At 32.4% G+C, this 25,764-nt stretch carries 21 protein-coding genes and 1 tRNA gene; 16 read left to right on the top strand and 6 right to left on the bottom strand.

Going from position 1 to position 25,764, the window contains the following annotated elements; translation table 11 throughout:
• The first annotated feature begins 68 nt into the window (after positions 1–68).
• Positions 69–2,024: a hypothetical protein gene (locus ATE84_RS01210; RefSeq protein ID WP_143273542.1), complete on the top strand. Its 1,956-nt coding sequence runs from the start codon at positions 69–71 to the stop codon at positions 2,022–2,024.
• 16 nt (positions 2,025–2,040) lie between these two features.
• Positions 2,041–2,709, top strand: a complete 669-nt coding sequence (locus tag ATE84_RS01205) for a response regulator (protein ID WP_101445125.1) — start codon at positions 2,041–2,043, stop codon at positions 2,707–2,709.
• Between the two features lie 1,257 nt (positions 2,710–3,966).
• Here the strand turns inward: ATE84_RS01205 and ATE84_RS01195 are convergent.
• Positions 3,967–4,491 (bottom strand): FMN-binding protein, encoded by a 525-nt coding sequence (locus ATE84_RS01195; RefSeq protein ID WP_143273541.1) that lies wholly within the window; start codon positions 4,489–4,491, stop codon positions 3,967–3,969.
• Between the two features lie 77 nt (positions 4,492–4,568).
• Here ATE84_RS01195 and ATE84_RS01190 point away from each other — a divergent pair, with 77 nt between their 5' ends.
• A complete protein-coding gene (locus tag ATE84_RS01190; protein WP_101444842.1) occupies positions 4,569–5,567 on the top strand; it encodes an IS1595 family transposase in 999 nt (332 codons plus the stop codon).
• A gap of 23 nt (positions 5,568–5,590) precedes the next feature.
• Here ATE84_RS01190 and ATE84_RS01185 read toward each other — a convergent pair whose 3' ends face one another.
• Positions 5,591–6,484, bottom strand: coding sequence for a DUF6607 family protein (locus ATE84_RS01185; RefSeq protein WP_101445120.1), 894 nt, complete (start codon positions 6,482–6,484; stop codon positions 5,591–5,593).
• Positions 6,485–6,592: 108 nt separating this feature from the next.
• Between ATE84_RS01185 and ATE84_RS01180 the strand changes: the two genes are divergently transcribed.
• Together ATE84_RS01180 and ATE84_RS01175 are read left to right on the top strand one after the other, a co-directional pair.
• On the top strand, positions 6,593–8,677 hold the full coding sequence (locus ATE84_RS01180) for a TonB-dependent siderophore receptor (protein WP_101445118.1): 2,085 nt from the start codon (positions 6,593–6,595) through the stop codon (positions 8,675–8,677).
• Positions 8,678–8,696: 19 nt separating this feature from the next.
• Entirely contained in the window at positions 8,697–9,311 is a 615-nt protein-coding gene (locus ATE84_RS01175) for an HmuY family protein (protein WP_101450764.1), read from the top strand.
• A gap of 126 nt (positions 9,312–9,437) precedes the next feature.
• On the opposite strand, the gene ATE84_RS01170 is transcribed toward ATE84_RS01175, so the two are convergent.
• Positions 9,438–11,996, bottom strand: coding sequence for a carboxypeptidase-like regulatory domain-containing protein (locus ATE84_RS01170; RefSeq protein WP_101445116.1), 2,559 nt, complete (start codon positions 11,994–11,996; stop codon positions 9,438–9,440).
• Positions 11,997–12,905, bottom strand: coding sequence for a FecR family protein (locus ATE84_RS01165; RefSeq protein WP_101445114.1), 909 nt, complete (start codon positions 12,903–12,905; stop codon positions 11,997–11,999).
• Positions 12,906–13,482: 577 nt separating this feature from the next.
• On the opposite strand from ATE84_RS01165, the gene ATE84_RS01155 reads away from it, so the two are divergent.
• The 10 genes from ATE84_RS01155 to ATE84_RS01115 all read left to right on the top strand — a co-directional run bounded on the left by ATE84_RS01155 (position 13,483) and on the right by ATE84_RS01115 (position 23,053).
• Positions 13,483–14,415 (top strand): hypothetical protein, encoded by a 933-nt coding sequence (locus tag ATE84_RS01155; protein ID WP_101445111.1) that lies wholly within the window; start codon positions 13,483–13,485, stop codon positions 14,413–14,415.
• Between the two features lie 79 nt (positions 14,416–14,494).
• Positions 14,495–14,941, top strand: a complete 447-nt coding sequence (locus tag ATE84_RS01150; protein ID WP_101445109.1) for a DUF6438 domain-containing protein — start codon at positions 14,495–14,497, stop codon at positions 14,939–14,941.
• Between the two features lie 374 nt (positions 14,942–15,315).
• Positions 15,316–15,456 carry a hypothetical protein gene (locus ATE84_RS25965; protein WP_158237150.1) on the top strand — a complete coding sequence of 47 codons (141 nt, stop codon included), beginning with the start codon at positions 15,316–15,318 and terminating at the stop codon, positions 15,454–15,456.
• Positions 15,457–15,603: 147 nt separating this feature from the next.
• Complete coding sequence (locus ATE84_RS01145) at positions 15,604–17,241, top strand: asparagine synthase-related protein (RefSeq protein WP_101445107.1); 1,638 nt, start codon at positions 15,604–15,606, stop codon at positions 17,239–17,241.
• A complete protein-coding gene (locus ATE84_RS01140; protein WP_101445105.1) occupies positions 17,238–18,923 on the top strand; it encodes a glycosyltransferase family 4 protein in 1,686 nt (561 codons plus the stop codon). Before ATE84_RS01145 ends, ATE84_RS01140 begins: the two co-directional genes overlap by 4 nt.
• A 141-nt stretch (positions 18,924–19,064) precedes the next feature.
• Positions 19,065–19,907 (top strand): AraC family transcriptional regulator, encoded by an 843-nt coding sequence (locus ATE84_RS01135; RefSeq protein ID WP_101445104.1) that lies wholly within the window; start codon positions 19,065–19,067, stop codon positions 19,905–19,907.
• A gap of 112 nt (positions 19,908–20,019) precedes the next feature.
• Positions 20,020–20,346 (top strand): nuclear transport factor 2 family protein, encoded by a 327-nt coding sequence (locus tag ATE84_RS01130; RefSeq protein ID WP_101445102.1) that lies wholly within the window; start codon positions 20,020–20,022, stop codon positions 20,344–20,346.
• A gap of 15 nt (positions 20,347–20,361) precedes the next feature.
• On the top strand, positions 20,362–21,207 hold the full coding sequence (locus tag ATE84_RS01125; protein ID WP_101445100.1) for an enoyl-CoA hydratase/isomerase family protein: 846 nt from the start codon (positions 20,362–20,364) through the stop codon (positions 21,205–21,207).
• A 70-nt stretch (positions 21,208–21,277) separates the two neighbouring features.
• Positions 21,278–22,216 (top strand): LLM class oxidoreductase, encoded by a 939-nt coding sequence (locus tag ATE84_RS01120; RefSeq protein WP_101445099.1) that lies wholly within the window; start codon positions 21,278–21,280, stop codon positions 22,214–22,216.
• Positions 22,217–22,249: 33 nt separating this feature from the next.
• Positions 22,250–23,053 carry an SDR family NAD(P)-dependent oxidoreductase gene (locus ATE84_RS01115; protein ID WP_101445097.1) on the top strand — a complete coding sequence of 268 codons (804 nt, stop codon included), beginning with the start codon at positions 22,250–22,252 and terminating at the stop codon, positions 23,051–23,053.
• Positions 23,054–23,126: 73 nt separating this feature from the next.
• Here the strand turns inward: ATE84_RS01115 and ATE84_RS01110 are convergent.
• Positions 23,127–23,208, bottom strand: a tRNA-Leu gene (locus ATE84_RS01110).
• Positions 23,209–23,377: 169 nt separating this feature from the next.
• Positions 23,378–24,067 (bottom strand): aspartyl/asparaginyl beta-hydroxylase domain-containing protein, encoded by a 690-nt coding sequence (locus ATE84_RS01105; protein ID WP_101445095.1) that lies wholly within the window; start codon positions 24,065–24,067, stop codon positions 23,378–23,380.
• 78 nt (positions 24,068–24,145) lie between these two features.
• On the opposite strand from ATE84_RS01105, the gene ATE84_RS01100 reads away from it, so the two are divergent.
• A complete protein-coding gene (locus ATE84_RS01100) occupies positions 24,146–25,534 on the top strand; it encodes a dipeptidase (RefSeq protein ID WP_101445094.1) in 1,389 nt (462 codons plus the stop codon).
• Positions 25,535–25,764: the final 230 nt, after the last annotated feature.

Below are 25,764 nucleotides of genomic sequence, written 5' to 3'. Positions count from 1 at the left end.
AATTAAAATTGGGTGTATATAGTATATTTTATATTATATACACCCAATATATTTAGTATTTTAGAGGGATGAAACTTTGGCGTGTCGATTCCTTCTTTATTATGATGATAGTACTACTACTTTTATGTAGTGCTAAGTCTATTTTTGGCCAAACAAAATTAAAAGCATCTCTATCTCAAAACGAACTAGATAATCTTGCTTATTATTATAACTTAAGTAAAACAGATTCTTTATCGGTACCAGAACGGTTGAAACATGTTACCACTTTTTTAAAAGGAGCGAAGAAGTTTCAACAGGATTCTTTACTCTATATTGGGTTGATGCGGAAAACAAAATTATTAGGCCAGATTAAACAATATGATAGTGCTATCATATATTCTAATCAGTTATACGATATAGCAAAGCAAAATAAAGATACTGTGTATATGGTAAAGGCCTATACTAAACTAGGAATTTACTATAGAAGGAATAATGAATTAGTAAAAGCTTTTAACCACCATAATGAAGCCTTTAAAATATACAGAATTGTTAAAGATACAATAAGAGCAGGTAGAAGTTTACTTCAAATGGCAAATATTCAGACATTTTTAGGAGACTATTCTGGGAGTAAAACTACGGCTGTAGATGGGGTAACTTATTTAGAACACACTTCCGATTTAAGAAATCTTGCAGGATTATATCATATTATTTCAGTAGCGAATAGGGTGCAAAAAAATTATTCAGAGGCCATAAAATATAATAAACAAGCTTTAGCACTTGGTAAAGACAGTGTATCTATAAAAACTATAGGAATCAAAAATATTTTGATTTTTAAAAATACCAAAGCCTTGATATTAGCAAATCAAGGAAACTATCTTGAAGCAATAAAGATGTTAAAAACATTGGCTTCCGATTCTATAGTACAACGAGATCAAAGAGAATATGCAAGAGTGTTAGGCAATTTAGGGTATGTACAATGGCAAGAAGATAAAAACAATAAAGATTCTGAAAAACTATTACTTATTGGATTAGAAAAACAGCAAGAAATAAATGATGTTACAGGGTCGATTACAAGTTGGATTTATTTGACAAAGTATTATCTAGATAGGGATAAAAAAAAGGCATTACAATATGCTGAAGCTGCTTATTATAATGCAAAAGAACAACATAGCTTATCATCACTCTTAGAAGCCTTAGGATTTATATTTAAGCTAAAAGAAAAAACGAATGAAGAAGCAAAGGAGTATGACCGAATTCATAAAAAAATACAAGAAATAAACCAAAGCAACCGGGAGATTTATGCGGTAACTCGGTATGAGAATGATAAACTCACCAATGAGAACCTGATCCTAAAAGCAGAAACGGCCAGAAAAGAACGACAACAGGTTATTTATTTGTTTAGTACCTTGTTTATTCTTTTGGGAGGAGGATTGGTGTTCTATTTGTATAGACAACGACTGCGCCGAGAAAAAATACGGGAGGTGTATAATGCAGAAGCACGGATCTCTAAAAAACTACATGATGAGCTGGCCAATGATGTATACCAGGTGATGATGCAAATGCAGAATGATCAAAATGATCCTGGGGTATTAGATAAATTAGAAGAAATATACCATACTACCCGGGATATCTCTAGGGAGCATAATAGTTTTAGAACCGGTGAGGAATACGCTACAGAACTTAATGGTATGCTAAGTAGCTATAGTACCAATGGTACCAAGATCATTATTAAAGATATAGATGAGATCAACTGGCAGGCGATAAATCCAGAAAAAAAGATCATTGTACACCGTACTTTGCAAGAATTAATGGTAAATATGAAAAAACATAGTCATGCCGAACTGGTAGCGATTACATTTAAGAAAACGCCCAAAGGTATAGTAATCACGTATGCTGACACCGGTGTTGGCGTATCTAAAGAAGAAATAATATATAGTAACGGACTCCAAAATACGGAAAACCGTATTAAAACGATCGGAGGATCATTTATCTTTGATTCAGAGAAAGGAAAAGGCTTTAAAGCAAAGATAAATTTTCCGAATTAATTATAATATAGAGCTTATGTTTAAGAAAGTTTTAGTCACAGAAGATCTTGGTAGTATTAGCCATGGTATCGCACATATTCTTCGAGAAAGAACTGGGATTGATGAAATACAACAAGCACAATATTGTGATGATGCGCTCCTAAAATTTAGAAGAGCAATTAGTGATCATACCCCTTTTGATCTGTTGATCACAGATCTTTCGTTTAAAGAGAGCCACAGAGAACGAAAATTGGCTTCGGGGATTGAACTTGTAGAAGCCATACGAGAGATCCAACCTAATGTTAAAGTTATTATATATTCTATGGAAGATAGACCCGGTAAAATTAAATCGTTTTTTGCAGAACAAAGCATAGATGGCTATGTGTGCAAAGGACGCTATGGACTAAACGAATTGGTAAAATCTGTTACCGATGTGTTTAATAACATTCGATATGTATCCCCACAGTTAGAAAGTGCAATGAGTAAGAATAATGTTTTCGAACTCCAGGATTATGATATTTTATTATTAAAGCATTTGTCTGATGGCCTTACCCAGGAGGAGATAGGGGATTATTTTAAGAAGAATCAAATTTCCCCTAATAGTACAAGCTCTATAGAAAAGCGACTTAATAAATTGAAATATAATTTTAAAGCCAAAAATGCCATTCATCTGGTGGCAATGACCAAAGATTTAGGACTTTTATAAGTCGGTTCCTCTGCAAACCCTACACTGAGTTTAATAAAGAGCTTAGGGAGATAGGTGCCTGGTTTCAGTAGCCTGAGACTAAAAAAATCTTCTTTCAATTTTTACATTTTATATTTAGAATTTATGGAAGTAGTAATTGAATCCTACTATAAATCCAGTATGGAGCTTGATGAAGTACTTGAACTAATAGGAAGTACTACCAGATAATGTAATGGAGATGCTTAAATATAAGTATTTAAAAATCAGAATTTTAAATTTTAAAAACACCAGATTCACATTAGTTTAACGCTTTTATTACGGAAATCCATATGGAATTGTCGTTTATTAGCTTTAAATTTGAGGTAATACTTAAAATAATTGAGATTGTTGGTTTAAAAAAGCAACAATTACATGCAGATATCAATCGTAAAAGGCTATCTCAAGTAGCTATAAAACAGAAACAACCCCGCAATTGTAAAACTTTGGCGAGCCAACAAAAGCAGGGTCTGAATAACGATTGATTTAATAAACCAACCATTATAAGGATGTTTTTAGAGTAAATAGCTCAAAAAAGGATATGATTCTGAATGATTTAACCCTAAATCCTTATATATTATTTCTATTAGATATTTGTGTCCAAAAAATATAAAACGAACTATTTTATCTTTTTTAGTAGTTCTATTTTCCTAAAGCACAATATAGTAAGAAGCTTTCAAATAATTACGGTTTCCCGTAAGATATTTCTCCTTTTTTTTTATTTTTTTTTGTAGTATTTCTATGTTAAATTCCATGATAATAGTCTAAAAATCTAAGATTCAGTAATTTATATTGTGTGTTTTATAGAGTTGGTTGTAAGAAGTTACGGTTTAAAAGTAATCATAAAATAGTGTATTAAAACCTGTTTCGGGATTAGTTTCAGGATCGATCTCTTATTATTCTCGTACTTCACTTACTCTTGTATTAAGCACTTATGGGCTCGGTAAGATCTATACCTAAGTATATAATAGATTCTGGATCAAGTCCAGAATAACAGTTTAACTACTATTATATGTATGTTCTTTACGACCTCTTTCCTTTGATTCTGTTTAAGATAAACCAATGATTGAGATTTATTTCGCATAAGTTTTATTAATAAAAATCTTTTTTGACTCAACTTCATAAATCTTTAAGATTTACAAAGTTGGAGAGTGAAAAATCACATATTTAATGCATGCATCATCAACAAAAGAAGTTATCTGAAAAGTCCTCTTTTTTTGTAGCATGGGTGTAGTGACGACATCAAAATATAGTATTCTCTTTAAGAATTGCGATAGATTTTAGGACATTTTGGGTAGCGATTGTCATTGATCTAGCCGAAATCGTTGCGCCAGAAATAGCATCGATATTTCCACCATACTCAATAGTATCACTTATTTGTAAACCAATAAATTGTTTTAGCCAACGTTGGCTACCTATTTGTCTTCCATAATCTTCTCGATAAATCAGAACTTTTGATTTTTTGATACGTAGATCAGGTTCAAAAAAAATCACATAATCAAAAAGATTCTTCATACTGGCAGTTTCACCTATATAAGCATACCCTATAATGGTTTCATTGTTTTTTATGCTAACGAGCCTCTCATTACCAAAATCTATTTTGGTTTGTTTGTCAATATTTTGGGGTACGGTAATGGGTTTCATGTCAAATGAAGCTACCTCATAGGTATCATTAATAGCTTTTTTTACTTTAATGATAACTTTTTCAGGGATATCTTTTGTCTCAATTGAAGAGAAAGCCATAAATACAGTAGCAATGACTAGCAATGCTACTGTATTTTTTAAAAATGTAGGCTAAGTTCTAATTAGAATATGTTTTATCTTTACTTTATAAAAACGGAGAAATGATACCAGAAGATTTTAGAGATTTTTTCATTAGTTCATCGGCTTTGGTTCAATCAGAAATTGTTTCCACATTATTGGAGATCTCTACTGAGGGTTCAGCCCTGATTGATAGCAATCAGAGTAAAGCCATAAGCTGTCCTCATTGTAAGTGCAATAAAATTAAGGCTAATGGTAAGCTCAAAGGAGTACAGCGCTATGTTTGTAATACTTGTCATAAAAACTTTAGTGAAACTACCGGTAAGTTCTGGTACAACCTCAAGAAGAAAGACAAAGTTAATCGTTATTTATTCTGTTTACTCTCTGGATATAGTATTCGCAAGAGTGCCAAAGAAACAGGGATTTCTATTCAGACTTCTTTTGATTGGAGGCACAAATTACTTGTCTCCTTTGGGAGCGTAAGTGTGGATGAATTCCAAGGAATCCTAGAGAGTGATGATCTTTTCTTTGCTTACTCTGAAAAAGGGAATCGAAATTTGGATCGTCCTGCTAGAAAACGTGGCGCAAAGGCAAGTAAAGCTGGTCTCAGTAATGAAAAAGTAGCTGTGATAGCCAGTTGTGACCGATCAGGGAACAAAGATTTCAAAGTAGCTACCAGAGGTCGCATTAGTAAAAGTGACTTGGAGACTATATTACAAGGGAAGTTGGCTAAAGTAGAAACCCTTTGTAGCGACAGTCACAGAAGCTATACTGCATTTGCAAAAGACAAGAAGGTAGCACACAAAAAATTTAATGCTTCGAAGGGTCAAAGAGCTGTTGACAAAATATATCACGTACAAAATGTGAATAATATGGATATGCGTCTAAGGAAATTTATGGAGCCCTTCAATGGAGTGGCAACAAAATACCTTCAGAATTATCTGAATTGGTTTTTAGTCTTAGAAAAAATAAAAAATTCAACCAGTAAAATGGCAACCGTAGCAGCTATAGCCTTTGCTTCCAATACTGCCTGGATGGAATTTAAAAACATAGTAGTAAATAATATGCTTTTTAGAACTTAGCCAAAATGTATTGTCAAAGACCATTAGTTAACAATGAATTTATCGATGATACTTTTTATATCATCTGTTGAACTACTATTGTCAAGCGAATAGAAATGCATGAATAAGGGTTGTTTATCGACTGCTTTTTGCATAGTCAAGCTACCTTTGCGATTATAAACATCTGTCCATACGGTTCGTACTTTCTCCCATAGTTTATTGTTTTCTTTCCACCAATCTTGTGCAAGTTTACATCGAGAATCATCTATCTTTTTATAGGTGTTATATCCTTTTTCCTGAGCTAATAATACGTCTTCTTCCCCCTCTTTTCTTATAATTTTATCGTTATCCTGCTCATGTAACCAGCCGTAATCTGTTAATTCTTGTCTATTACCTCTTAACATAACATTGTAATCTTTACGCTTTGTGTATTCCCGGCGGGGTAAAGGAGAGTCTGTTTTATTTTCCCAATATGTTTTTCCGTCGGCATGTATCCAGGTAGCACTACCAGAATATCGCGGACTATCATCAACTTGATATACTTTTTGAGTCCATTGTCCCTTAATGTTGCTTTTTTCCATTTCTTTAAAAATCCATGAGTTGTCTTTATTATAATAGAAGACATTGCGATTCTCATATAACCAATCTTGTCGCCAATGTTTTATTACTGTAGTATCATGCACTACGAGTAAATGTTGTATTGATAATTTGTCATCTTGATCAACGATCAATTGGGCCCATTCTAAAGCTGCTGCAGAATAGTCTAATTTTTTCTCATAATCGATCTCAGGAGCAAATGTTTCGGTATACTTAAATGTAACCTCATAACAACCGCACATTTTTTTAATGGCTTCGCGATCTAATTGTTTTTTATTTACCTGGGCAGTTGCTGCAGATAGTAATAGTATTCCTAGAAGTGTGCAAAATATTGTTTTCATGATTTGTAAGTTATTTCTATAATTTTGATAACAAAACATCTATTCTTATTTAGAATAAATAAAAATAAATATATATTTGCACTCTATTAAGAAGTATTCTAAATAAAAATGAAAATTGAAAGTCTGATAATCTGGGTTTTAACGAGTTTTGTTATCATTAATGGGTATTCACAAGGAAAAGCTATAGATACTACTATGGTTAATGAACTACAGGAAGTGGTTCTTACTGCTACTCGAACAGAGCGACAACTTTCTTCGCTGCCTTTACCGGTTACTATTGTTTCTCAGGAAATAATTAAGCAATCAGGAACCATTAGACTTAATGAAATTCTAAACGAGCAAACAGGTATTATTACTGTTGCTGATGAAAGCGGTTTTGAAGGAGTGCAAATTCAAGGAATTACTTCGGATTATATTTTAATTCTCATAGATGGTGTTCCTCTGGTAGGTAGAAAAGCAGGAAATTTTGATGTAAACAGGTTAACTGTCGGTAATATAAAACAAGTCGAAGTGGTTAAAGGACCATCTAGTAGTCTTTATGGTTCTGATGCCTTGGGTGGTGTAATTAATATCATTACAGAGAAACCAAAAAGTGATGTATTATCAGGGAATGCTTCCTATAGAATAGGTAGCTATACCCAGCAGGATATTAATGTAGATATTAAGCAATGCATTAAGAAGTTTGGTTATGGTGTTTTTGCAAACCGTTTTTCTAGCGAGGGTTATGATCTAAATCCGGATACTGCGGGCCAGACCGTAAATCCATTTGAGAATTATACATTTAATGGTAGGCTGTATTATGATTTTTCTGACCAGTTCTCGTTGTTTCTGTCTGGTCGTTTATATACGCAATATCAGGATGCGGGATTCATAGCAAATACCATGAGTTTTGAAGGAGATAGCGAGGAGCAGGAATGGAACGGGCATTTACGCCTCGATCACAAATGGAGTGATCATCTAGCTACGCAATACGAGCTTTATTATACTAATTATAATGCTAAAGAACAACTGTTAGATGAGGCCTCTGGTGATACTGTAAGCGATAGTGATTTTGATCAACGGTTATTACGCCCCGAGATACGAACTACTTATACATTTAGAAATAGAAGTAAACTTACTACCGGGATAGGTTTTCAATACGATCAGCTAGATCGTACTTTTTTTGATAAACAGGTAGATTTTAACTCCCAATATGCGTATGCCCAATATGATTTAAATCTTATTGAACGATTAAACATCATTGCTGGGGTGCGTTTTGATAACCATTCAGAATATAGCAACCAGTTTAGTCCTAAGCTTGCATTACGTTATAAAATTACAGCTGCACTGGCTGCCAAAGCATCGATAGGTTATGGTTTTAAAGCTCCGGATTTTAGACAGCTTTATTTTGACTTTACAAATTCTGCTGTAGGATACACCATATTGGGATATAATGTGGCTTTAGAAAAATTAAATGAACTACAAGCTCAGGGACAAATTCTTGATGTGGTTGTTCCTGAATCATCTTTACAAGACCCGCTAGAAGCAGAGAGCTCTATAGGATATAACATAGGATTGACCTATAAGAAAAAGCAATGGAATGCAGAACTTAATCTCTTTAGAAACGATTTTAAGAATTTGATTGATACACGTGTTATTGCTCGTAAAACTAATGGGCAAAATGTGTTTAGCTATTTCAACTTTGATAAAATATACACTACAGGTCTAGAGCTTAATACCAACTATAGAATAACCGATAATGTAAGATTGAGTGCAGGCTATCAGTTACTCTATGCTTTTGATAAAGAAAAAGAAAAACAAGTGAAAAATGATGAGGTATTTGCTCGTGATCCAGAAACTAACCAGACAGTGCTAGTCTCGAGATCAGAATATTTTGGACTTGTGAATCGTTCACGACATAATGCAAACTTTAAAGTTTTTTATGATATCGTTTCCGCGAATGCAAATATAAACTTAAGACTGCTATATAGAAGTAAATATGCTTTGTTTGATACTAACGGTAATGATCTTATTGATGATTATGACACTAGCTTTGTCGATGGATTTGTAACAACAAATATTGCTGCCAGTAAAACTTTTTATGAAAAATTCACACTACAAATAGGTGCAAATAATCTTTTTGATTATACCGAAGAAAACATTCCCACCTTACCGGGAATACAATTATATGCAAAACTTAACTATCAATTTTAATATTTTAAATGTCATGACAATGAAAAAATTATCAATATTATTTTTAGTACTTAGTACAGTGCTTGTTTCGTGTAGCAGTGATGATGATACACTTGCTCTAGTACCCGTTAAATCCGAAAAAATTTCTAATCTTGAAGCTATACAAACAGGTGGTCAGGGAACTGGAAATCCTATAGGCGGGGTATTTACCAAGTTTGATTTTGAAACTGGAAAAACAACGACTAGTGATACCGATTGGGATGTTGCATTTAGAGGTACTACCATAGCAATTAATGGAGGGACAGTTACTGGTGCAGCAGAAGAACCTACACGTAATGGTAGCGTAGGAGCGGCAATAGTTACGGGTACATTTGCAGGTGTAACCAGTACAAAAGATGTTATTTTTACTCAAGATGCAGATGCTGCATTTGCTATCCCTACAGTGAGTGATAAGGGGTGGTATAATTATGCTGGACCTCCAACTCATTTGATCTCTCCAATTCCTGGAAAAATACTTATTTTTAAAACCCGTAACGGTAACTATGTAAAAGTAGAAATACTGAGTTATTATCAGGATGAAGATACTTCTAAAAAGTCACAATATTATACATTTAATTATGTGTATAATCCTAACAAAGGAGAAACATCTCTTTAAATAATGATTTTGATACAAAAATTTATGAACTAGCTAGTTGAATTAATTCTTTATACTCATGATAAAAACTCCTCAAAACTTGAGGAGTTTTTTTGTTTTATATGAGAAACAATAATATATAGTAATTTAAAAACTCAATCTAAATGTAACATTAGGAGTGATGCCTAAAGACAATTTATCGACTTCTCTTAATTCATAAGAAATATTATTTTCAGAATCAGGTATTCTATAGAGAGGATAACTTCGATCTAAAATATTTTTTCTTCCATATAGATTTAATAAAGAAAAACCCAGGCGACTTTTTATATTATCATTTTTTGACGACCAGTTAAAATCATATACTACAGAAAAATCTAGTCTGTGATAATCAGGCAGAGATTTAGAATTTATAGGGGCGTATATTATTTTAGGTGTACCATTTCGTGTTACATATCTCGATGCTCTGGTATATGGGATACCGGTACGATATTTCCATCCTAATGAAAACTGAAATTTTTTCCATTGAAGAGCATGTGACCATGAAAAAGAATGGCCGATGTTATTATTTCCTTTAAACCCTTTACCTTGATTAATGGCATTAAATACAAATTCTGTATCAGAAATAGAATAGCTTAGCCAAGTTGAATATTTGCCAACTTTCTTCTTGATTAAAAAATCAACTCCTTTAGAAATACTTTTTCCTTTAGAAAAATTTTCAAAGGTAGATTCGAATCCCTTGGTGAGTGAGGTAAGTCCTTTTATTCTTTTGTAATAGGTGTCAATCTCAATATTCCAGGTTTTTTTATGAAAAAGTGTACCCAAAGTATATTGCTTACTTCTCAATAATGGGATATCATCTTCTTGTGCTGCCACCCATAACTGATTTTCGAGGCCAAAATTAAGAGTGGCAAACTCGATAACCTGGCTAATAGATTGATTTTTTACCTCTGCAGATCCTTTAATCCTAAAATGCTTTCCTATTTTTCGTTCTGCATAGATCCTAGGTTCTATAAAAGTAGATTGTAATCCAGAATAATAACTTCCTCTTACTCCAAAATTAATTAGCCAGTTTTTAGGAGAACTGTATTGTAAGTTAGAATAAAAACTATGAGTGGGATTGTCTTTTGAATTTCTGATTTCAGAATCATTAACTTTTATATAAAAAGCTACCATATTAGAATATAACTGATATCCATTAGAAAAAGTAAAATAGGGATCGATGTTCCAGCTAGAATGAAATAACAAACCATACTCTTTGATGGTATTTTCTTTTCTAACAGTTTGATCTTGATTAATAAAGAGGTTCCTCCCATCATATTCAAGTGTGTATTCAGAATATGAAAGTTGAGTTTCAGTTGAGAATTGAGTATTCCACTTGCTTTTCCAAGAAACGTTTGTTCCAAAATTTTTGATAGTAAGCTGATCACTCGACATATCTACAAAATCAATATCCTGAAAAGAATAATCAAGTTTGTTTTGGGTTAACAAATTAGAAATTGCGATATTATGCTTTTCAGAAAGATTTGCAATCAACTTCAAAGTGACATCGGTAAAATAAAATAATTCTTTTTTTTCTGAAAACTGCGGATTAAATAAAGATCTATTGGCAGTAATATTGGTGTTTTGAAAAGTCCGATCAGAATAAGTATTAATTGTGGGAGTTTCTATAACATCTGTAATCGATCTTCTTGCGGATAGTAACACACCAAATTTTTTTGATACCGGAAATTTTAAATAACTATCGGCATGTGTCATATTAACCCCTAAACCACCTTGTATTTTCTCAGGAACGTTTTGATCAGTTTTGATATCAATAACTCCCGAAACCCGATCTCCATAAATAGGCTGAGTACCGCTTTTATATATTGTGATGTCTTTAGTGATATAAGGGTTGAAAGCAGAAATGAGTCCAAAAAAATGATCAGAGTTATACATTTTGATACCATCCCATAAAATTAGATTTTGATCAGGTGTACCACCTCTTATGTAAATTCCTGATGCAGTTTCAAGTGGACTTTCAATACCTGGTAAAAGTTGAATATTTTGCAGGATATCAGGTTCAGATAATCCCGAAATTATATTAAGATTATTAGGTTGAATTTTAACCGATCCATCTCTGGTTTTTACGATTCCTGAGGTTAGATACTCTTTTATAATTACTTCGTTTAAAACAAAATCCTCTGGAGATAGAATATAGGTATCACATTTTTTGTTGATTTCATTCTTAATAGGAATAGAAATAGTTTTATATCCAAGATAAGAGATTGTTAAGGTATCTGATATGCTATTATTTTTTAAAGAAAAAAAACCTTTTTTATCAGATAAAGTCCCTGTTTTTCTGCTCTCATTAATTATAGTTGCCCCCTCCACGGGGGTGTGGGTCTTATCGATAAGATAACCGCAAAAAGAAATTGTTTTGTTGAGTTTTACGATATAATATCGTTCATCGACTTGTGTAAAATGGATAGGGTATTGATTGGAAATTATTGATATAATTTCTTTTAAAGATATGGCATCTTGATCTATCGTAATCACTATGTTTGCGAATGATGAAGAATTATAAGAAAATTTCACATCAAACAGCTCTTCCATTTCGGTTAGAAAAGTATCTATTGAGATGTTAGTATAATGTAAATCTTCCTTTTTTTCTTGAGCATTCGCAGATAGAGAAAAAAGAAAAATAAGTAACAAAAAGAAGTATTTCATTTATTTTTCAGACAATTCTATAGTATTCTTATCTGTAAAAATAAACTTAATATCCATTGCATCAAAAATAGTATGCAAAGCATTTTGTAGATTATTGTGTGTAAATCCTCCACTATATCGTTGATTTATATTAATATTCTTACTTTGAATAGTAATACTATACTGTTTTTCCAAAGCTGATATTACATATTGTAATGGAGTATTAGAAAAACTACTTTCTCCTAGTAACCATGATGGAGAAACATCATTCAGTTCCCATTCTTCAAAGGATGAGTTGACACTTCTTACCGCTTGTCCTTTGGTAATGATTTTTGAAGAATCACTATTGTTTACTTTTACTTTTCCTTCATAACAGATTACTTCAAAGAAATTTGGGATAGTATTAACGTTAAATTGTGTCCCCAGTACCAAAACAGAATTGGTTTTAGATTGTACAGTAAACGTACTTCCCTTTTTTACTTTAAAAAAGGCTTCACCATCCAAAAACACGATTCGTTCTTTATTTTCCCAGCTTCCTTTTTTATAATACAGTTTGGATTTAGCATTCAAAATAGCTTCAGAACCATCAGGAAGTGTTATCGCTAACTGCTCGCCAAATCCGGATTGATGCGTAATGTTTTGATTAAAAAATATAGTGTACCCAATGATCAACGCAATACTTGCGGCGATTGTGTATGCCCATGCAGGAATCAAGGAGAAGACTTTTTTCTCTTTGGAGATGTCTTTTTGAATACGATCAAAAAGTTTTCCCTCGTCTACTTTAGGTACTTCAAGTAGCTTTGTTCCTTCGAGAATAGTTTCATATAAAATATAATCCTTAGATTTTTTGAAATCATTGATTTCTTCTTCGGATAATTCTCCACTAGCCCATTTGGCTAAAAAATCATCTATGTTATCAGACTTTTTCATTTTTTATTTTCTGTTATGCCGTACGCCCTAATTTTTATCTTTTCTTTCAATAGAAATAGTTCTCTTTGTTTTGGTTGGAGTTAAGAAATGCTGTGTTGCAATTTTTCAAAAGTTTTACAAAAGTATCCTTTGTTATATCTTTTGATTGTTTCATATCTCCACACTTATAATAAATTAAATTCAGGAGCACTTCAGAATGATTATCAAAAATTAGTCTAAAGTTTTTATCACTAACAAACGTTTGTTTTTTTAACATCTTAAGAAATACTTCGTTTTTTTCAAAACTACGGCATTTAAAGAAAAAATGTACAAAGATGTTATTTTTCTTTCTATTGATGTCTTCTACATTAAGTTTTTAGTGTAATGATATCTCCATATACGATAACAACAGTATACTTTGCTTTTACCCTATTTCTAAAAAGATAATATTGATAATTTTTAAAAAAGTGAATAAAAAAAATAGGGTGTTTTAAAAGTTTACTGTTGTATAGGAAAGGATGTTTAATTTTAAACTTAAACTATGAGGAGCCTGAAAAAGGGGAATTATATACTGATCATTTTTCTGAGCATTGTAATAATGTCTATCCAATCTTGTAGTAAAGATGATGCAGCAGCAGGCCCACAGCCGAATTCAAATACAAATACCGAGGAAAATAATAATACGGGGACTGATAGTGGAACTGAAGATGATGACGGGAGTATAACCATTTATAAAGTTGAAGGCGATAAAATAGTAAAAGAAAAGGATTATAAAGTAACCGGAAAATTACTAGAGTTTCAAAAGGATACTAAAAAACATCAAGAAATATGGAATCTGGTGAAAAGAATTATTCCTGCAAATTACCGATCGAGAATGAGTGAATTTGTAATTTTTGCAGGTGAAAAAGATGGAACCGCTGGATATGTGGTAGAAAGAACGCGTGATCTTTCAAAATGGCAAATGGGTATTGCCATAGATTTTGCATATCAAGGAGGGTTCAATACAAGAGGAGAACTGGCATATACCATAGTGCACGAATTTGGACATATCATTACTTTGGATAAAGTACAGGTTGATTCTTCTGTATCTCAAGGCGGTTGTAAAAGCTTCTTTACAGGAGAAGGATGCTCTAGAGATAATTCTAATATCAATAAACTATATCAAAATCATTGGGCCGATATCTGGGAAGAATTTCGAAAAGTGAATAATGAAAATGATGCACAAAAATTTTATGATAAATATAAAGAGCGCTATGTAACGCAATATGCGTCTACTAATCCAGGAGAAGATATTGCAGAGGTCTTTGCTATGTTCGTAACAACAGCAAACGGAGTACATGGAAATAGTAGAGCAGAGCAAAAAATCCAACAGATGTATGATAATCCCGAAATGATAAATTTGCGAAATTATATTAGAGGAAATATAGCAAAAAGTAGTAGAAGCTTCTTGCCCGCTCCAGGATCATGGAAAAATGCAAATACGTTTGGTAACAAAGATAAAATGCACTGTGGTCGCCATAACAAGCACTGAAATGATTGAGAAGTATATGAGTGTTTTGAATGAAAAGAACAAATCTCTTGTATTTTGACAATATTAAAATAGGTATGGTATGAAATGTGTAATGATGATTTTGATAATGGTAGGATTTTCTTGTCAATCTACAAAAAGTACTTCCGCTAATGTTTCAAAAGATGAAGCACTGGTATATTATTCAAAAGGGCCTTGTTTAGGAAAATGCCCAGTATATGATTTGTGGATATATCATGATGGTTCAATCTCTTATTCTGGGATAAACCATGTCTCTGTAAAAGGAAATATCAGCAGGAAATTAGAAGAACAGGAGTTGAAAGAATTAAAAAGAATATTAAATAAAGATTCGTACGGTGATCGGGTATTTAAAAAAATACGAGATCGGCCAATAACTACATTACGTTTTAACGGTAAAGAGTATAAGTATTACTCTAATAAGATCGATGGTGCCCTAAAAGAAATTGATGTCAAACTAAAAAACGTAATGAATAATATTGTTTTGAATCATGAAAATAAGGAAGGATAGTAATTGGGTAGGCCTTGAACTAGATATCTTTAAAATAGATGCAATTAAGGGATTAGGCTAATAAGTAGTAGTGATTTGATTTTATAAAGGTTGCCCTTAATTTAGTGTCTATTTATGAACCTGATGAGTTTAACTTGTCAGGTTTTTTTGTTTTACAAAGGATATACAATAGTATGTTGTATAAGCTGATAATGGTTGAAATGAAATGTTAAAATAGGAGTGTTTTAGAAAGCCAATTTTAACTTGGTGAAAAGATTAGAATATATCACCGTATAAAGAATGGTTATATAATTTCCCGTATAAATACGTATTTCTTATCTCTCATTGATAAGCTATATTTATGATGTAAATTATTAATTCTTAAAACTGATATTATGAAAATTAACAACAATGTACCCACAGGAGAAGATCTTTTTAAAAGCAAAACTTTCTCTCCAGAAAGAAACTCATCAATGGTAGAATTGAGAGGGAAAAGAGATGGGGATAGAGATGCTCAAGGTAAAAAGAACGGGTAACCGAAACTAAGATGGGGCTGTTCTAATAATAATAAACTTATTTCCATTCGAAAAAACTAAAAATATATTGAAAACCAAGGGTTTTTCTCTATTCCCCTCATAGTATAGTGAGAGGATATTTTTAGGCAGCCTTGTCCTTGATTACTTATGATTAGTTTTTCGATTAATTTAAAGGATGTTGCTCACTCATGTATAGTAACATCAAAAAGATGGTGTTTTAAAGAAAGCTATATAGAACCATTTGCGCATCAATCACTAGAGTCTTTTGCTATTACTAATGGAAGACAATATTTATTTGTGGTTAGAGAGCGTAATTCTCAAGAGGTAATTAAAACAAATGAAAATCAAGCGCTACGAAATGTTTGTGACACTGAGTTTTATCAAATAAAAAAGAGCCTTACAAAGTGGTCATTGCATTATATTTCTTTGTTAATAGATAAAAGTACTATTACTATACACACGGGCAAATGGGGTGTGGCTCCAATTTACCTGGTCGAAAGCAAAAATACATTACGTGGGCACTGGAACCCTAAAGAACATTATAAAAACCTTTCTTCATTTCAATTAGATAAAGAACTGGTTTCTCATTATCTTATTACATATTATAGGCCATACTCAAAAAAAACAATATTTCCCGAAATGCATAGGCTTACAGAACGATCTGTGGCTCAATGGAAAGGGAAGGGTACTTTAGAAATTATCTACCCTCCATCTGTGGAACAACCTTTTGCTAAAGAACTTAAACCAAATGCAGATGTTATAGGGATGTTTAAAGAAATTCTTTATCATTCTATGAAACGATGGGTACATGATGATACTAAAACAATATCTGCCGAATTAAGCAGTGGCCTTGATTCTGGGATTGTTTCTATTTTAGCTTCTTCTTTAATTTCAGGCAAATTACAAACTTATGGTTTGTTGGTGATGGATGAATATAAAGAGGCGCAGATATCAAGAAGAGATGAGTTGATAACCAAATTTGGATATAAAGATACGAGTATAGATATAGAAGGGTTTTTACCTTTTTCAGAGAATAGCTATAGAGTAACCAATGCAGAAATGGTTCCTTGGGAAGGATGTTATCATGCAGCATTTAATCATCTGTTATCATTAACTCAACAAAAGAAAGATAATGTGTTGTTTACAGGTTTTGGCGGTGATGAATTGTTCTTTCCGTATTGGGATGAAATGGATGAGGTAGACAAAAAATCATACATCTCCAATGCTCATTTATCTAGAGATAAAGTACCGTTATTTATAAAAAATGACTTGTATGAAACTTATTCTGATACCGTGAATTCGATAAAAAGAGCACCTAAGTCATTAATGTCAGATTCGTCTATAGAGGCGGTGGCCTATGGTTCTCCTGTTTACCTTACTAATAATATATGGCCAGTAAGCCCATATTGTACACCCGAACTGATTAATTTTTGCAGAAGCCTTCCTTTTTCCTGGCGAAAAAACCGGAGATTACAACGAGAATTTCTTACTCAACATGGGTGTTCAAGAAAAATTAGCCACCCAAAACAATCAGAAGATTTTGGACCCGTTATGTCTCATGCTCTGCAACAATCTAGTATTAAGGTTGATAACCTTTTTAAGAACTCTTGTTTAGCAGATATGGGATATATAGAACCAAAAAGATTTATAAGTGCTTATCATAAGCATATTAATAATAGACAAAGAAGCAAATATTCAAATATTGATTTTTATACAGTAATAGCTTTAGAGTACACCATGTATTCTTTGTTTACTAAACAAAATGAAAATTTAGTAATGATATGATGACAAAGAAGTCGATTATTAAAAATAATATAGGGATATATCTTAATAGTTATCCTCCAGTTAAAGAAGGTGAAACTATATTTGGAAGGGATATTGCTGTGAATGATTTTCTAAAGGGACTACTTTTACATGGTAAACCAAGGAGCTATCAATTTTATCAAACTTTCGACTTTTTAAAAAATATCTTTAATGCTCGTAAGGAGTTATTAGATATTAGTAATCAACGAGGAGATATATCTATTACTATTAACGATATTAATGACCTGAAGGTAAAAAATAACACGTTTGATTTTGATATCTGGCACGAAACTGATGCAGATTTCTCTAAAGCAGTTTCTTTACGTGAACGATACAGTGCGAAAGCTTACCCAATAAGCGCAACTTTTCATGTGTTAAGTTATCAATATCTTTTGCATGATTGGTACTTAGAAATTCTATTAAAAAAAATACATGATTATGATACGATTATATGTACCAGTACAGCAGCTCAAAAAGCATTACATACTATTTTTGACCATGTTTGTGAAAGATTAAAAAACTCTCATAATATTGATTTAGGTTTTAAAGGGGATACAGAGGTAATCCCTATAGGAATTGATACTACAGTTTTTAAGCCAAGAGATAAAAAAGAGCTAAGACATAAGCTTGGGCTTCCATTAGATGCATTTATTATATTGTGGATTGGTAGAATTTCACCTTTAGACAAAGCAGACTTGTTACCGTTATTAATAATTCTTCAGAATCTTATAAAAGAGAATCCTGAAAAGAAAATAAGGTTAGTGCTTGGAGGTACTGGTGAAGTTATTTTTAATAAAATTATCGACGAATGTATCCGTGATCGTCAATTAAATGATCACGTCATTTTAATTAGGCCTTTGCCTACATCAGAACGTCATTTATATCATTCCTGTGCAGACGTATTTGTTTCTCCTGCAGATAACATTCAGGAAACCTTTGGAATTACTCCTATAGAAGCGATGGCTAGCGGAGTTCCACAGGTAGTATCTGATTGGAATGGTTATAAAGATACCGTACAACATGGTGAAACTGGTTTTTTGATTCCAACGTATATGTCTGATTTAGATGAGGAAATAACAATCAAATCAGGAATATATGACAACTACAATCTAATGGATCATTTTGAATTTGCCCAAACCATAGCTATTGATTTAGAAGCCTACCAAAAAGCATTACAAATGCTATTAGATTTTCCATCACTATGCTCACAAATGAGTAAAAAATCCAGAGAACGAGCTTTAAAAATTTATGATTGGAAAAATAGTATTTACCTGCATGAACAACTTTGGGAAAAACAATTAGAAAGAGCCAGCAAGCAGAATACTACTATAGATTTTATAAAAACATATGAGATTCCGGCTTTTTATAAAAATTTCAATCACTATGCTTCAAAAAAAATAAGTAATACAACACAAATAATACTTTCAGAACAAGGAAAAAAAATAGCGAATAAAGAACAATCACTTATTTCCTATTACGACTCGTTTAACGACCTTTCTATTCCTGTATTATATAGTGTTATAAGTAATTTACATGAATGCGTAAGCCAGGAATTTGGGGCGCTAAAAAAACAAATAAAGAGTGATGAGCTATCTTTAGAAAAAGTAAGCAGGCATATCATGTGGTTATTAAAATATGGGTATGTGAAAATCTTGAATGACTAGTTTTTTAGTAAATATTTAAAAACTAAAGATTTAATTCGTTTTCTATATTTTTAAGTAAGATGAATTCACAACTAAATTGTCGTTTAGAAGAGTGGTGAGGTATGTTTGTGGCAGAGTTGCTAAAAAGGTATATTTGTTATTATGCCAAGAACAATTTTTGACAATATTGTAATTCAACATTTTGAGAAAATGACTTTTTTCGATTTTTGTCAATATACTAGTATTCGTTTTTTTGAAGTTGTACATTTCATAAAAGGAAATGGTACAATAAAGATTAATGGAAGTAATGTTTCATATCACCCTAATAGTTTTTTTGTTTTTATACCAGATGACGTATATATATTACAAGTAGATACCCCCACTACAGGAACAACTATAAAATTTTTAAAAAGCTTTTTTAATAATTCAACTATCCCAGTTAATGATTGGTTTAGAAAGATTGAGACAGTTTTGAGTAACGAAAGCCGGTTAGAAGAATTTGAATTTCAGTCAAAATCAGATAAACAAAACCTAGCCTCGTTAATGAAAATGCTTTATGAAGAAAATCAAGACAAACAATTCTTCGATGCTATTATAGTTCAAAATACATTATCCACAATATTGCGTGTTATAGCAAGAAATGCAAGTCAGGCAGCTACATTGAAATCTTCAAAACATCAAAATTCTAAAATCCAGGATATCATCAATTATATTCATCACCATATCTATGAGTCAGATTTAATTACGAACAAAACTTTAGCTGAAAAATTTAATATTGCAGACAATTATATTGGACAATATTTCAAGAAACAAATGGATATCAGTCTTAAAAAATATATCCTTAATTATAAATTGAAATTAGCTGAAACACGTTTAAAATACACAGATTTACATTTCTCTGAAATTGCTTCAGAACTTGGATTTACTGATGCTAGCCATTTAAATAAAACTTTCCTAGCATACAAAGGAGTAACCATTGGAGAATTTCGAACATCTCAAAAGTAGACACTTTCTTACATCTTTAACTTCGTTTTTTACTTAAATCACTTTGTTTTTTACACAATCAAATCTTGATTGTGGTGGTAATTTTGTATTAGAAAATTAAAACAATTTAGTAATGAAGAAAAAACCACAAGAAGTTTTTGAGGATCATCTTAAAGCAATAGAAGCTTTAAACCCTATTGCTGTGATGGATAATTATGCTGCTGATGCTCTATTTGTTACTCCGGAGGGTACTTATAAAGGAAAAAAGGAAATACTAAAGTTTTACAAAAAAATACTTCCGAAACTGAAGAATTTTGATGCTAAATCAATTAGACAATCGATGTGTTCGAATATTATAAACCTTATTTGGTTTGTGAAAAACAGAAATGTCGAAACTGATATTTACATAATAATAAATGAAAAAATTCAGTATCAAAGATGTTCGGGGATAATTAAATAATTTAAAAACAAAAAAATGAATACTACAGAATTTAAAACTTTTAATGTAACAGTAAAGAATGCACAAGCTTGGGTAACTTTTGATTATGCCCCCGTTAATATACAAGGTATTCCGATGCTTGATGATTTAAACAATTTGGCAGAACAACTAGAAAATGATCGTTCTATAAAAGTAGTTGTATTTCAATCGGCACATCCAGAGATATTTGTAGCGCATGCAGATACAAATTTCTTGAAAGATATGTCTACAGTTGCCGTACCAAGAGAAGAAGTGAAAACATTGTATATACAAGATGTTTTAAACAGAATTAGTAAGCTACCACAAGCAACTATTGCTAAAGTAGAAGGTTTTGCCAGAGGAGGAGGACATGAGTTTATGCTTGCCTGTGATATGCGATTTGCAGCTCGTGGAAAAGCAAAATTTATGCAAATGGAAGTTGGTATGGGGATTTTACCTTGTGGAGGAGGCTCAGCACGCATGGCACGTCAAGTGGGCTTAGGAAAAGCATTAGAGATTATCTTAATGGCAAAGGATTTTGATGCCGATGAAGCAGAACGTTTTGGAACTATAAACAGAGCTCTTGATGCATCTGAAATAGGAAATTATGTCGAAGAGTTAGCAGATCGAATTTCTAAATTTCCTGCAGAATCTATTGAAGCTTGTAAGCGTACCGTGTATGCCTCTGTAGATTTATCAATTGATGATGCTATTAAAGAAGAAGCTTATTGGTTGTACCAATCTATGAGTAAAACACCAGCACAAAAACGTTTCCAATATGCCGATGATAATGGTGCTCAATTTGACATGAATAACCAAAGAGCATGGAATGATCTTGTCATAGGGATTCAGGATGTGAAATAGTTCATAGAAACACCATACTAGAAAATGGAAATGCCTCTTTTTTAGAGGCATTTTATGTGAAAAAAGAAAAATGGAAAATTTTGAATCTATAAACAGAGGGTATAATAATGTTTTTAAAACCAGGCAATTGAGTATAGGACTTGTGGTTCCTGTTGAAAACTATGCACAAGGAGCTATCCCTACAATGAAAGATCATATAGAGCGAGTACAAAAAGCTGAGGAATTAGGCTTTCAAGCCGTTTGGTTAAGAGATATTCCATTTAATGTGCCTTCTTTTGGAGATGCAGGACAAACTTTTGATCCTTTTACTTATTTGGGTTACCTAGCTGGAAAAACCACAGATATTGCACTAGGAGTTGCAAGTATTGCCTTACCACTACGCCACCCTGTTCATATAGCAAAATCTGCTGCAACCATAGATCAACTATCTAATGGAAGATTAATTTTGGGAGTGGCATCAGGAGATAGATATGATGAATATCCAGCAATGCATATTAACTATGAGAAACGAGGAGAATTATTTAGAGAGTCATTTGCTTATATTCGTGAAGCACAAAATGATTTCCCTAATTTGGAAACCATTCATTATGGTAATTTAAAAGGTACTATAGACGTACTACCCAAGCCTACAACTCATAAAATTCCGTTATTAATGACAGGATATAGCCAGCAAACATTAGAATGGAATGTACAGAATACAGATGGTTGGATGTCATATCCTAAAGATTTATATCGACAGCAAAATACCATTGCACAATGGCGAGAGCTTATAACAGAAACACAAAAGTATAATAAACCATTTATGCAACCTTTGTATATTGATTTACAGAAAAATGATGATTTTAAACCCCAACCGATCTCACTGGGTTTTAGAACTGGAGCAAATTATTTAATTGAACATTTGAATCAATTACAAGATATAGGTGTCAATCATGTTGCATTAAATCTACGTTTTAATTCTATGAATATAAATGACACACTTGAGTGCTTAGCAAATAAAGTGTTATAGTATTTTTATTTAGACAAAAAGGTAAATAGTATTATGAAAAAGACAATATTAATCACAGGTAGTACAGATGGCATAGGAAAACTTACTGCCATAAAATTAGCTGAAAAAGGACATACGGTTTATGTTCATGGAAGAAGTTCAGAAAAACTTTCTGCGGTAATTTCAGAAATACAAACTATAACAAAAAATGAGAACGTAAAAGGAGTGATAGGCGATTTTTCAGATTTAGATTCAGTCAAACGAATGACACATCAAATTAAGAAAGAAGTATTGCAAATTGATGTATTGATTAATAATGCAGGAGTTTATAATAGTTCGGTATCTCATAATACTGATGGCATAGATATGCGATTTGTTGTAAATTATTTTGCGCCTTATATCGTTACCAATGAATTACTCCCGTTATTAAATAAAGGATCAGAACCTCGCATTATAAATTTAAGTTCGGCAGCACAATCTTCTATATCATACAAAACATTGTTAGGAAAAGAAAAGCAATCTGAAGGAGAAACTTATGCACAAAGTAAACTAGCATTAACCATGTGGAGTTTCTATTTGGCTAAAACCTTACAAGAAATATCTGTAATTGCAGTAAATCCGGGGTCGTTACTTAACACAAAAATGGTAAAAAAAGCTTTTGGAAATTTTTGGTCATCAGCAGATAAAGGAGCAAACATTTTATGTGAATTGGCAATTTCAGAAGAATACAAAGGTGTTTCAGGGTTGTATTTTGATAATGATAGAGGTGATTTTGGAAAAGCACATCCAGATGCTTATAGCGAAATAGAAATTAATAAGCTTATTGATACCACTCATCAATTCCTTCATGGACACTGATTATTAAAGTCGGAGTTTGTGAAATTTTTGTATACAAAAAAGCTTCTCGATTAAGAGAAGCTTTTTTTTGCTGTGCGGGCGGAGAGACTCGAACTCTCACACCTCGCGGCACTAGATCCTAAGTCTAGCGTGTCTACCAATTCCACCACGCCCGCATTAATACTTTTACAATACTTAGGACTTCTGTAAAAGCGAGTGCAAATATACATATTCCTTATAAATCTCAAAGAACTTAAATTACTTTTTTTGAAGAATATGAAAAGTAATAGCTAATAATTTAAGAAATGAGGATACTTCCTTTAGGTTCCTTCACTTTTTTGACCGCTATAATTCTGATTTTAGTTGATTAATCAATGCTTTTGATGCTTCGGTATTCATTGTTTTTAATTCTTCTATTATTTTCAATTTAGTTTCCTTAGGGTATTGAAGTGGTTTGTTTTCAACAGTAAAATCATAACCGATTTCTGCAAAGAGACGATCCGACCATTCATTACGGATGCAATCTATAATTAAATGAATACGATCGGTTGTTCCGTTGTTTTCTACACGATGAAGCAAATTAAAGTTTCCATACCAACATTCTCCAATATCCATAATCACTTCTTTGTTATTTATATAAAAATGAACATCCGGATTTGTTGTGATCGGAATATGAATTCTAAAACTTCTATCCTCATACCCTAAATTATGATCCGTATGTTCTTTTATGCTACTATTAGGAGAAAGGTTGAGTAAACGAATAGATTCTTTTTTACATTCAAAAAGCGCAATTATTTCCTTAAAATAAGAACAATGCTTCAGTAGAGAAGTATTCTTATAATTATGGGCACCAGATGAGTGTGCATAAATTTGATTGATATCTCCATTAAGAGATCGAAGTGCAATAGATTTCCAATCACCAGAATAATCGCCGGTATTAAAATGAGAAATGAACGGATGAGATTTACAATATTTCAAGTCTTGTAATAGCCGATTTTCAGAAAATAAAAACGGAAGTTTTAAAAATGCATTCATATCAGCAGATATACTTAAATAGACAACAACTAATTTACTTCATTTTTACTACTTTTAGGCGAAAATAAACTCAGATTCATGCAAAACATACAATCTTACGTTCAGGAACATAAAGATCGATTTATAAATGAACTTTTTGAACTACTTAAAATTCCATCAGTTAGTGCAGATACAGCATATAAAGATGATGTAATCAAAACAGCATCAGAAATTCATAAAAGCCTTAAAGATGCCGGATGTGATGCTGTAGAAATATGTGAAACTCCCGGGTACCCAATTGTATATGGAGAAAAAATTATAGATAAAGACCTTCCAACAGTGTTAGTTTATGGGCATTATGATGTGCAACCAGCAGACCCAATAGAATTATGGGATAGTCCTCCTTTTGAACCTGTAATTAAAAAGACAGATATCCATCCCGAAGGAGCCATTTTTGCCAGAGGATCATGTGATGATAAAGGGCAGATGTATATGCATGTAAAGGCATTAGAAATTATGACCAAAACTAACCAGTTACCGTGTAATGTAAAATTTATGATCGAAGGAGAAGAAGAGGTAGGAAGTAAAAGTTTAGGCTGGTTTGTAGAGCGTAATCAAGATAAGCTGGCGAATGATGTGATTTTAATTAGCGATACAGGAATGATTGCTAAAGGTGTTCCTTCTATTACTACCGGGTTAAGAGGATTAAGTTATGTTGAGGTTGAGGTAACAGGACCTAATAGAGATTTGCATAGTGGTTTATATGGTGGTGCAGTAGCAAACCCAATTAACATTTTGACAAAAATGATTGCTTCTTTACACGATGAGAATAATCATATTACCATTCCGGGTTTTTATGATAAAGTCGAAAATCTTTCAACAGAAGAGCGAGCAGAAATGGCAAAAGCACCTTTCTCTCTCGATGAGTATAAAAAATCACTGGATATCAATGCAGTATATGGAGAAGAAGGATATACCACCAATGAGCGTAATTCTATTCGACCAACATTGGATGTGAATGGAATCTGGGGAGGCTATACGGGAGAAGGAGCTAAGACAGTTATTGCCAGTAAAGCCTATGCCAAAATTTCTATGCGCTTGGTTCCTAATCAAGATTGGGAAGAAATTACAGAATTATTTAAAAATCATTTTGAAAACATTGCACCAGATGCAGTAACGGTAAAAGTGACTCCACATCATGGCGGACAAGGCTATGTAACCCCAATAGATAATATTGGATATAAAGCAGCTAGTAAAGCATATCAGGATACTTTTGGTAAAACACCAATTCCACAACGCAGCGGAGGTAGTATTCCCATTGTTTCTTTATTTGAAAAAGAATTAAAAAGTAAAACAATCTTAATGGGATTTGGATTAGATAGTGATGCAATACACTCCCCTAATGAGCATTTTGGAGTTTGGAACTACCTAAAAGGAATAGAAACAATTCCTTATTTCTATAAATATTTTACAGAATTGAGTGAGTAATGTTCTTGTATAAATTAATAGTACAGAACTTGTTAAGCTATTTGGGTTTTACCTCATAGCGCTTACCCAATTAATTACTCTACGATAATAACAATGGCGTTACCCTGATTTTTAATCAGGGTCGGGCTATTCGTTATATCTTTTTTGTTACCGATCCAACGTTTTTTTAAGAGGTTTAAGGATAACAAAAAAGGATGCCACTGCTATCCCTAACGCATACAAAAGTCTCA

Source organism: Aquimarina sp. MAR_2010_214, assembly GCF_002846555.1.
Lineage (GTDB): Bacteria > Bacteroidota > Bacteroidia > Flavobacteriales > Flavobacteriaceae > Aquimarina.
Note: the sequence above shows the minus strand (reverse complement) of the source record. Positions and strands in the feature narration are given on the sequence as shown.

Excerpts from the sequence above, each read along its gene's own strand:
- ATE84_RS01170 (WP_101445116.1), bottom strand. The coding sequence starts at position 11,996 with ATGAAATACTTCTTTTTGTTACTTATTTTTCTTTTTTCTCTATCTGCG.
- ATE84_RS01120 (WP_101445099.1), top strand. The coding sequence starts at position 21,278 with ATGGAAAATTTTGAATCTATAAACAGAGGGTATAATAATGTTTTTAAA.
- ATE84_RS01185 (WP_101445120.1), bottom strand. The coding sequence starts at position 6,484 with ATGAAAACAATATTTTGCACACTTCTAGGAATACTATTACTATCTGCA.
- ATE84_RS01105 (WP_101445095.1), bottom strand. The coding sequence starts at position 24,067 with ATGAATGCATTTTTAAAACTTCCGTTTTTATTTTCTGAAAATCGGCTA.
- ATE84_RS01125 (WP_101445100.1), top strand. The coding sequence starts at position 20,362 with ATGAATACTACAGAATTTAAAACTTTTAATGTAACAGTAAAGAATGCA.
- ATE84_RS01145 (WP_101445107.1), top strand. The coding sequence starts at position 15,604 with ATGATTAGTTTTTCGATTAATTTAAAGGATGTTGCTCACTCATGTATA.
- ATE84_RS01210 (WP_143273542.1), top strand. The coding sequence starts at position 69 with ATGAAACTTTGGCGTGTCGATTCCTTCTTTATTATGATGATAGTACTA.
- ATE84_RS01150 (WP_101445109.1), top strand. The coding sequence starts at position 14,495 with ATGAAATGTGTAATGATGATTTTGATAATGGTAGGATTTTCTTGTCAA.
- ATE84_RS01180 (WP_101445118.1), top strand. The coding sequence starts at position 6,593 with ATGAAAATTGAAAGTCTGATAATCTGGGTTTTAACGAGTTTTGTTATC.
- ATE84_RS01115 (WP_101445097.1), top strand. The coding sequence starts at position 22,250 with ATGAAAAAGACAATATTAATCACAGGTAGTACAGATGGCATAGGAAAA.
- ATE84_RS01135 (WP_101445104.1), top strand. The coding sequence starts at position 19,065 with ATGCCAAGAACAATTTTTGACAATATTGTAATTCAACATTTTGAGAAA.
- ATE84_RS01130 (WP_101445102.1), top strand. The coding sequence starts at position 20,020 with ATGAAGAAAAAACCACAAGAAGTTTTTGAGGATCATCTTAAAGCAATA.
- ATE84_RS01100 (WP_101445094.1), top strand. The coding sequence starts at position 24,146 with ATGCAAAACATACAATCTTACGTTCAGGAACATAAAGATCGATTTATA.
- ATE84_RS01190 (WP_101444842.1), top strand. The coding sequence starts at position 4,569 with ATGATACCAGAAGATTTTAGAGATTTTTTCATTAGTTCATCGGCTTTG.
- ATE84_RS01165 (WP_101445114.1), bottom strand. The coding sequence starts at position 12,905 with ATGAAAAAGTCTGATAACATAGATGATTTTTTAGCCAAATGGGCTAGT.
- ATE84_RS01140 (WP_101445105.1), top strand. The coding sequence starts at position 17,238 with ATGATGACAAAGAAGTCGATTATTAAAAATAATATAGGGATATATCTT.
- ATE84_RS01155 (WP_101445111.1), top strand. The coding sequence starts at position 13,483 with ATGTCTATCCAATCTTGTAGTAAAGATGATGCAGCAGCAGGCCCACAG.
- ATE84_RS01205 (WP_101445125.1), top strand. The coding sequence starts at position 2,041 with ATGTTTAAGAAAGTTTTAGTCACAGAAGATCTTGGTAGTATTAGCCAT.
- ATE84_RS01175 (WP_101450764.1), top strand. The coding sequence starts at position 8,697 with ATGAAAAAATTATCAATATTATTTTTAGTACTTAGTACAGTGCTTGTT.
- ATE84_RS25965 (WP_158237150.1), top strand. The coding sequence starts at position 15,316 with ATGAAAATTAACAACAATGTACCCACAGGAGAAGATCTTTTTAAAAGC.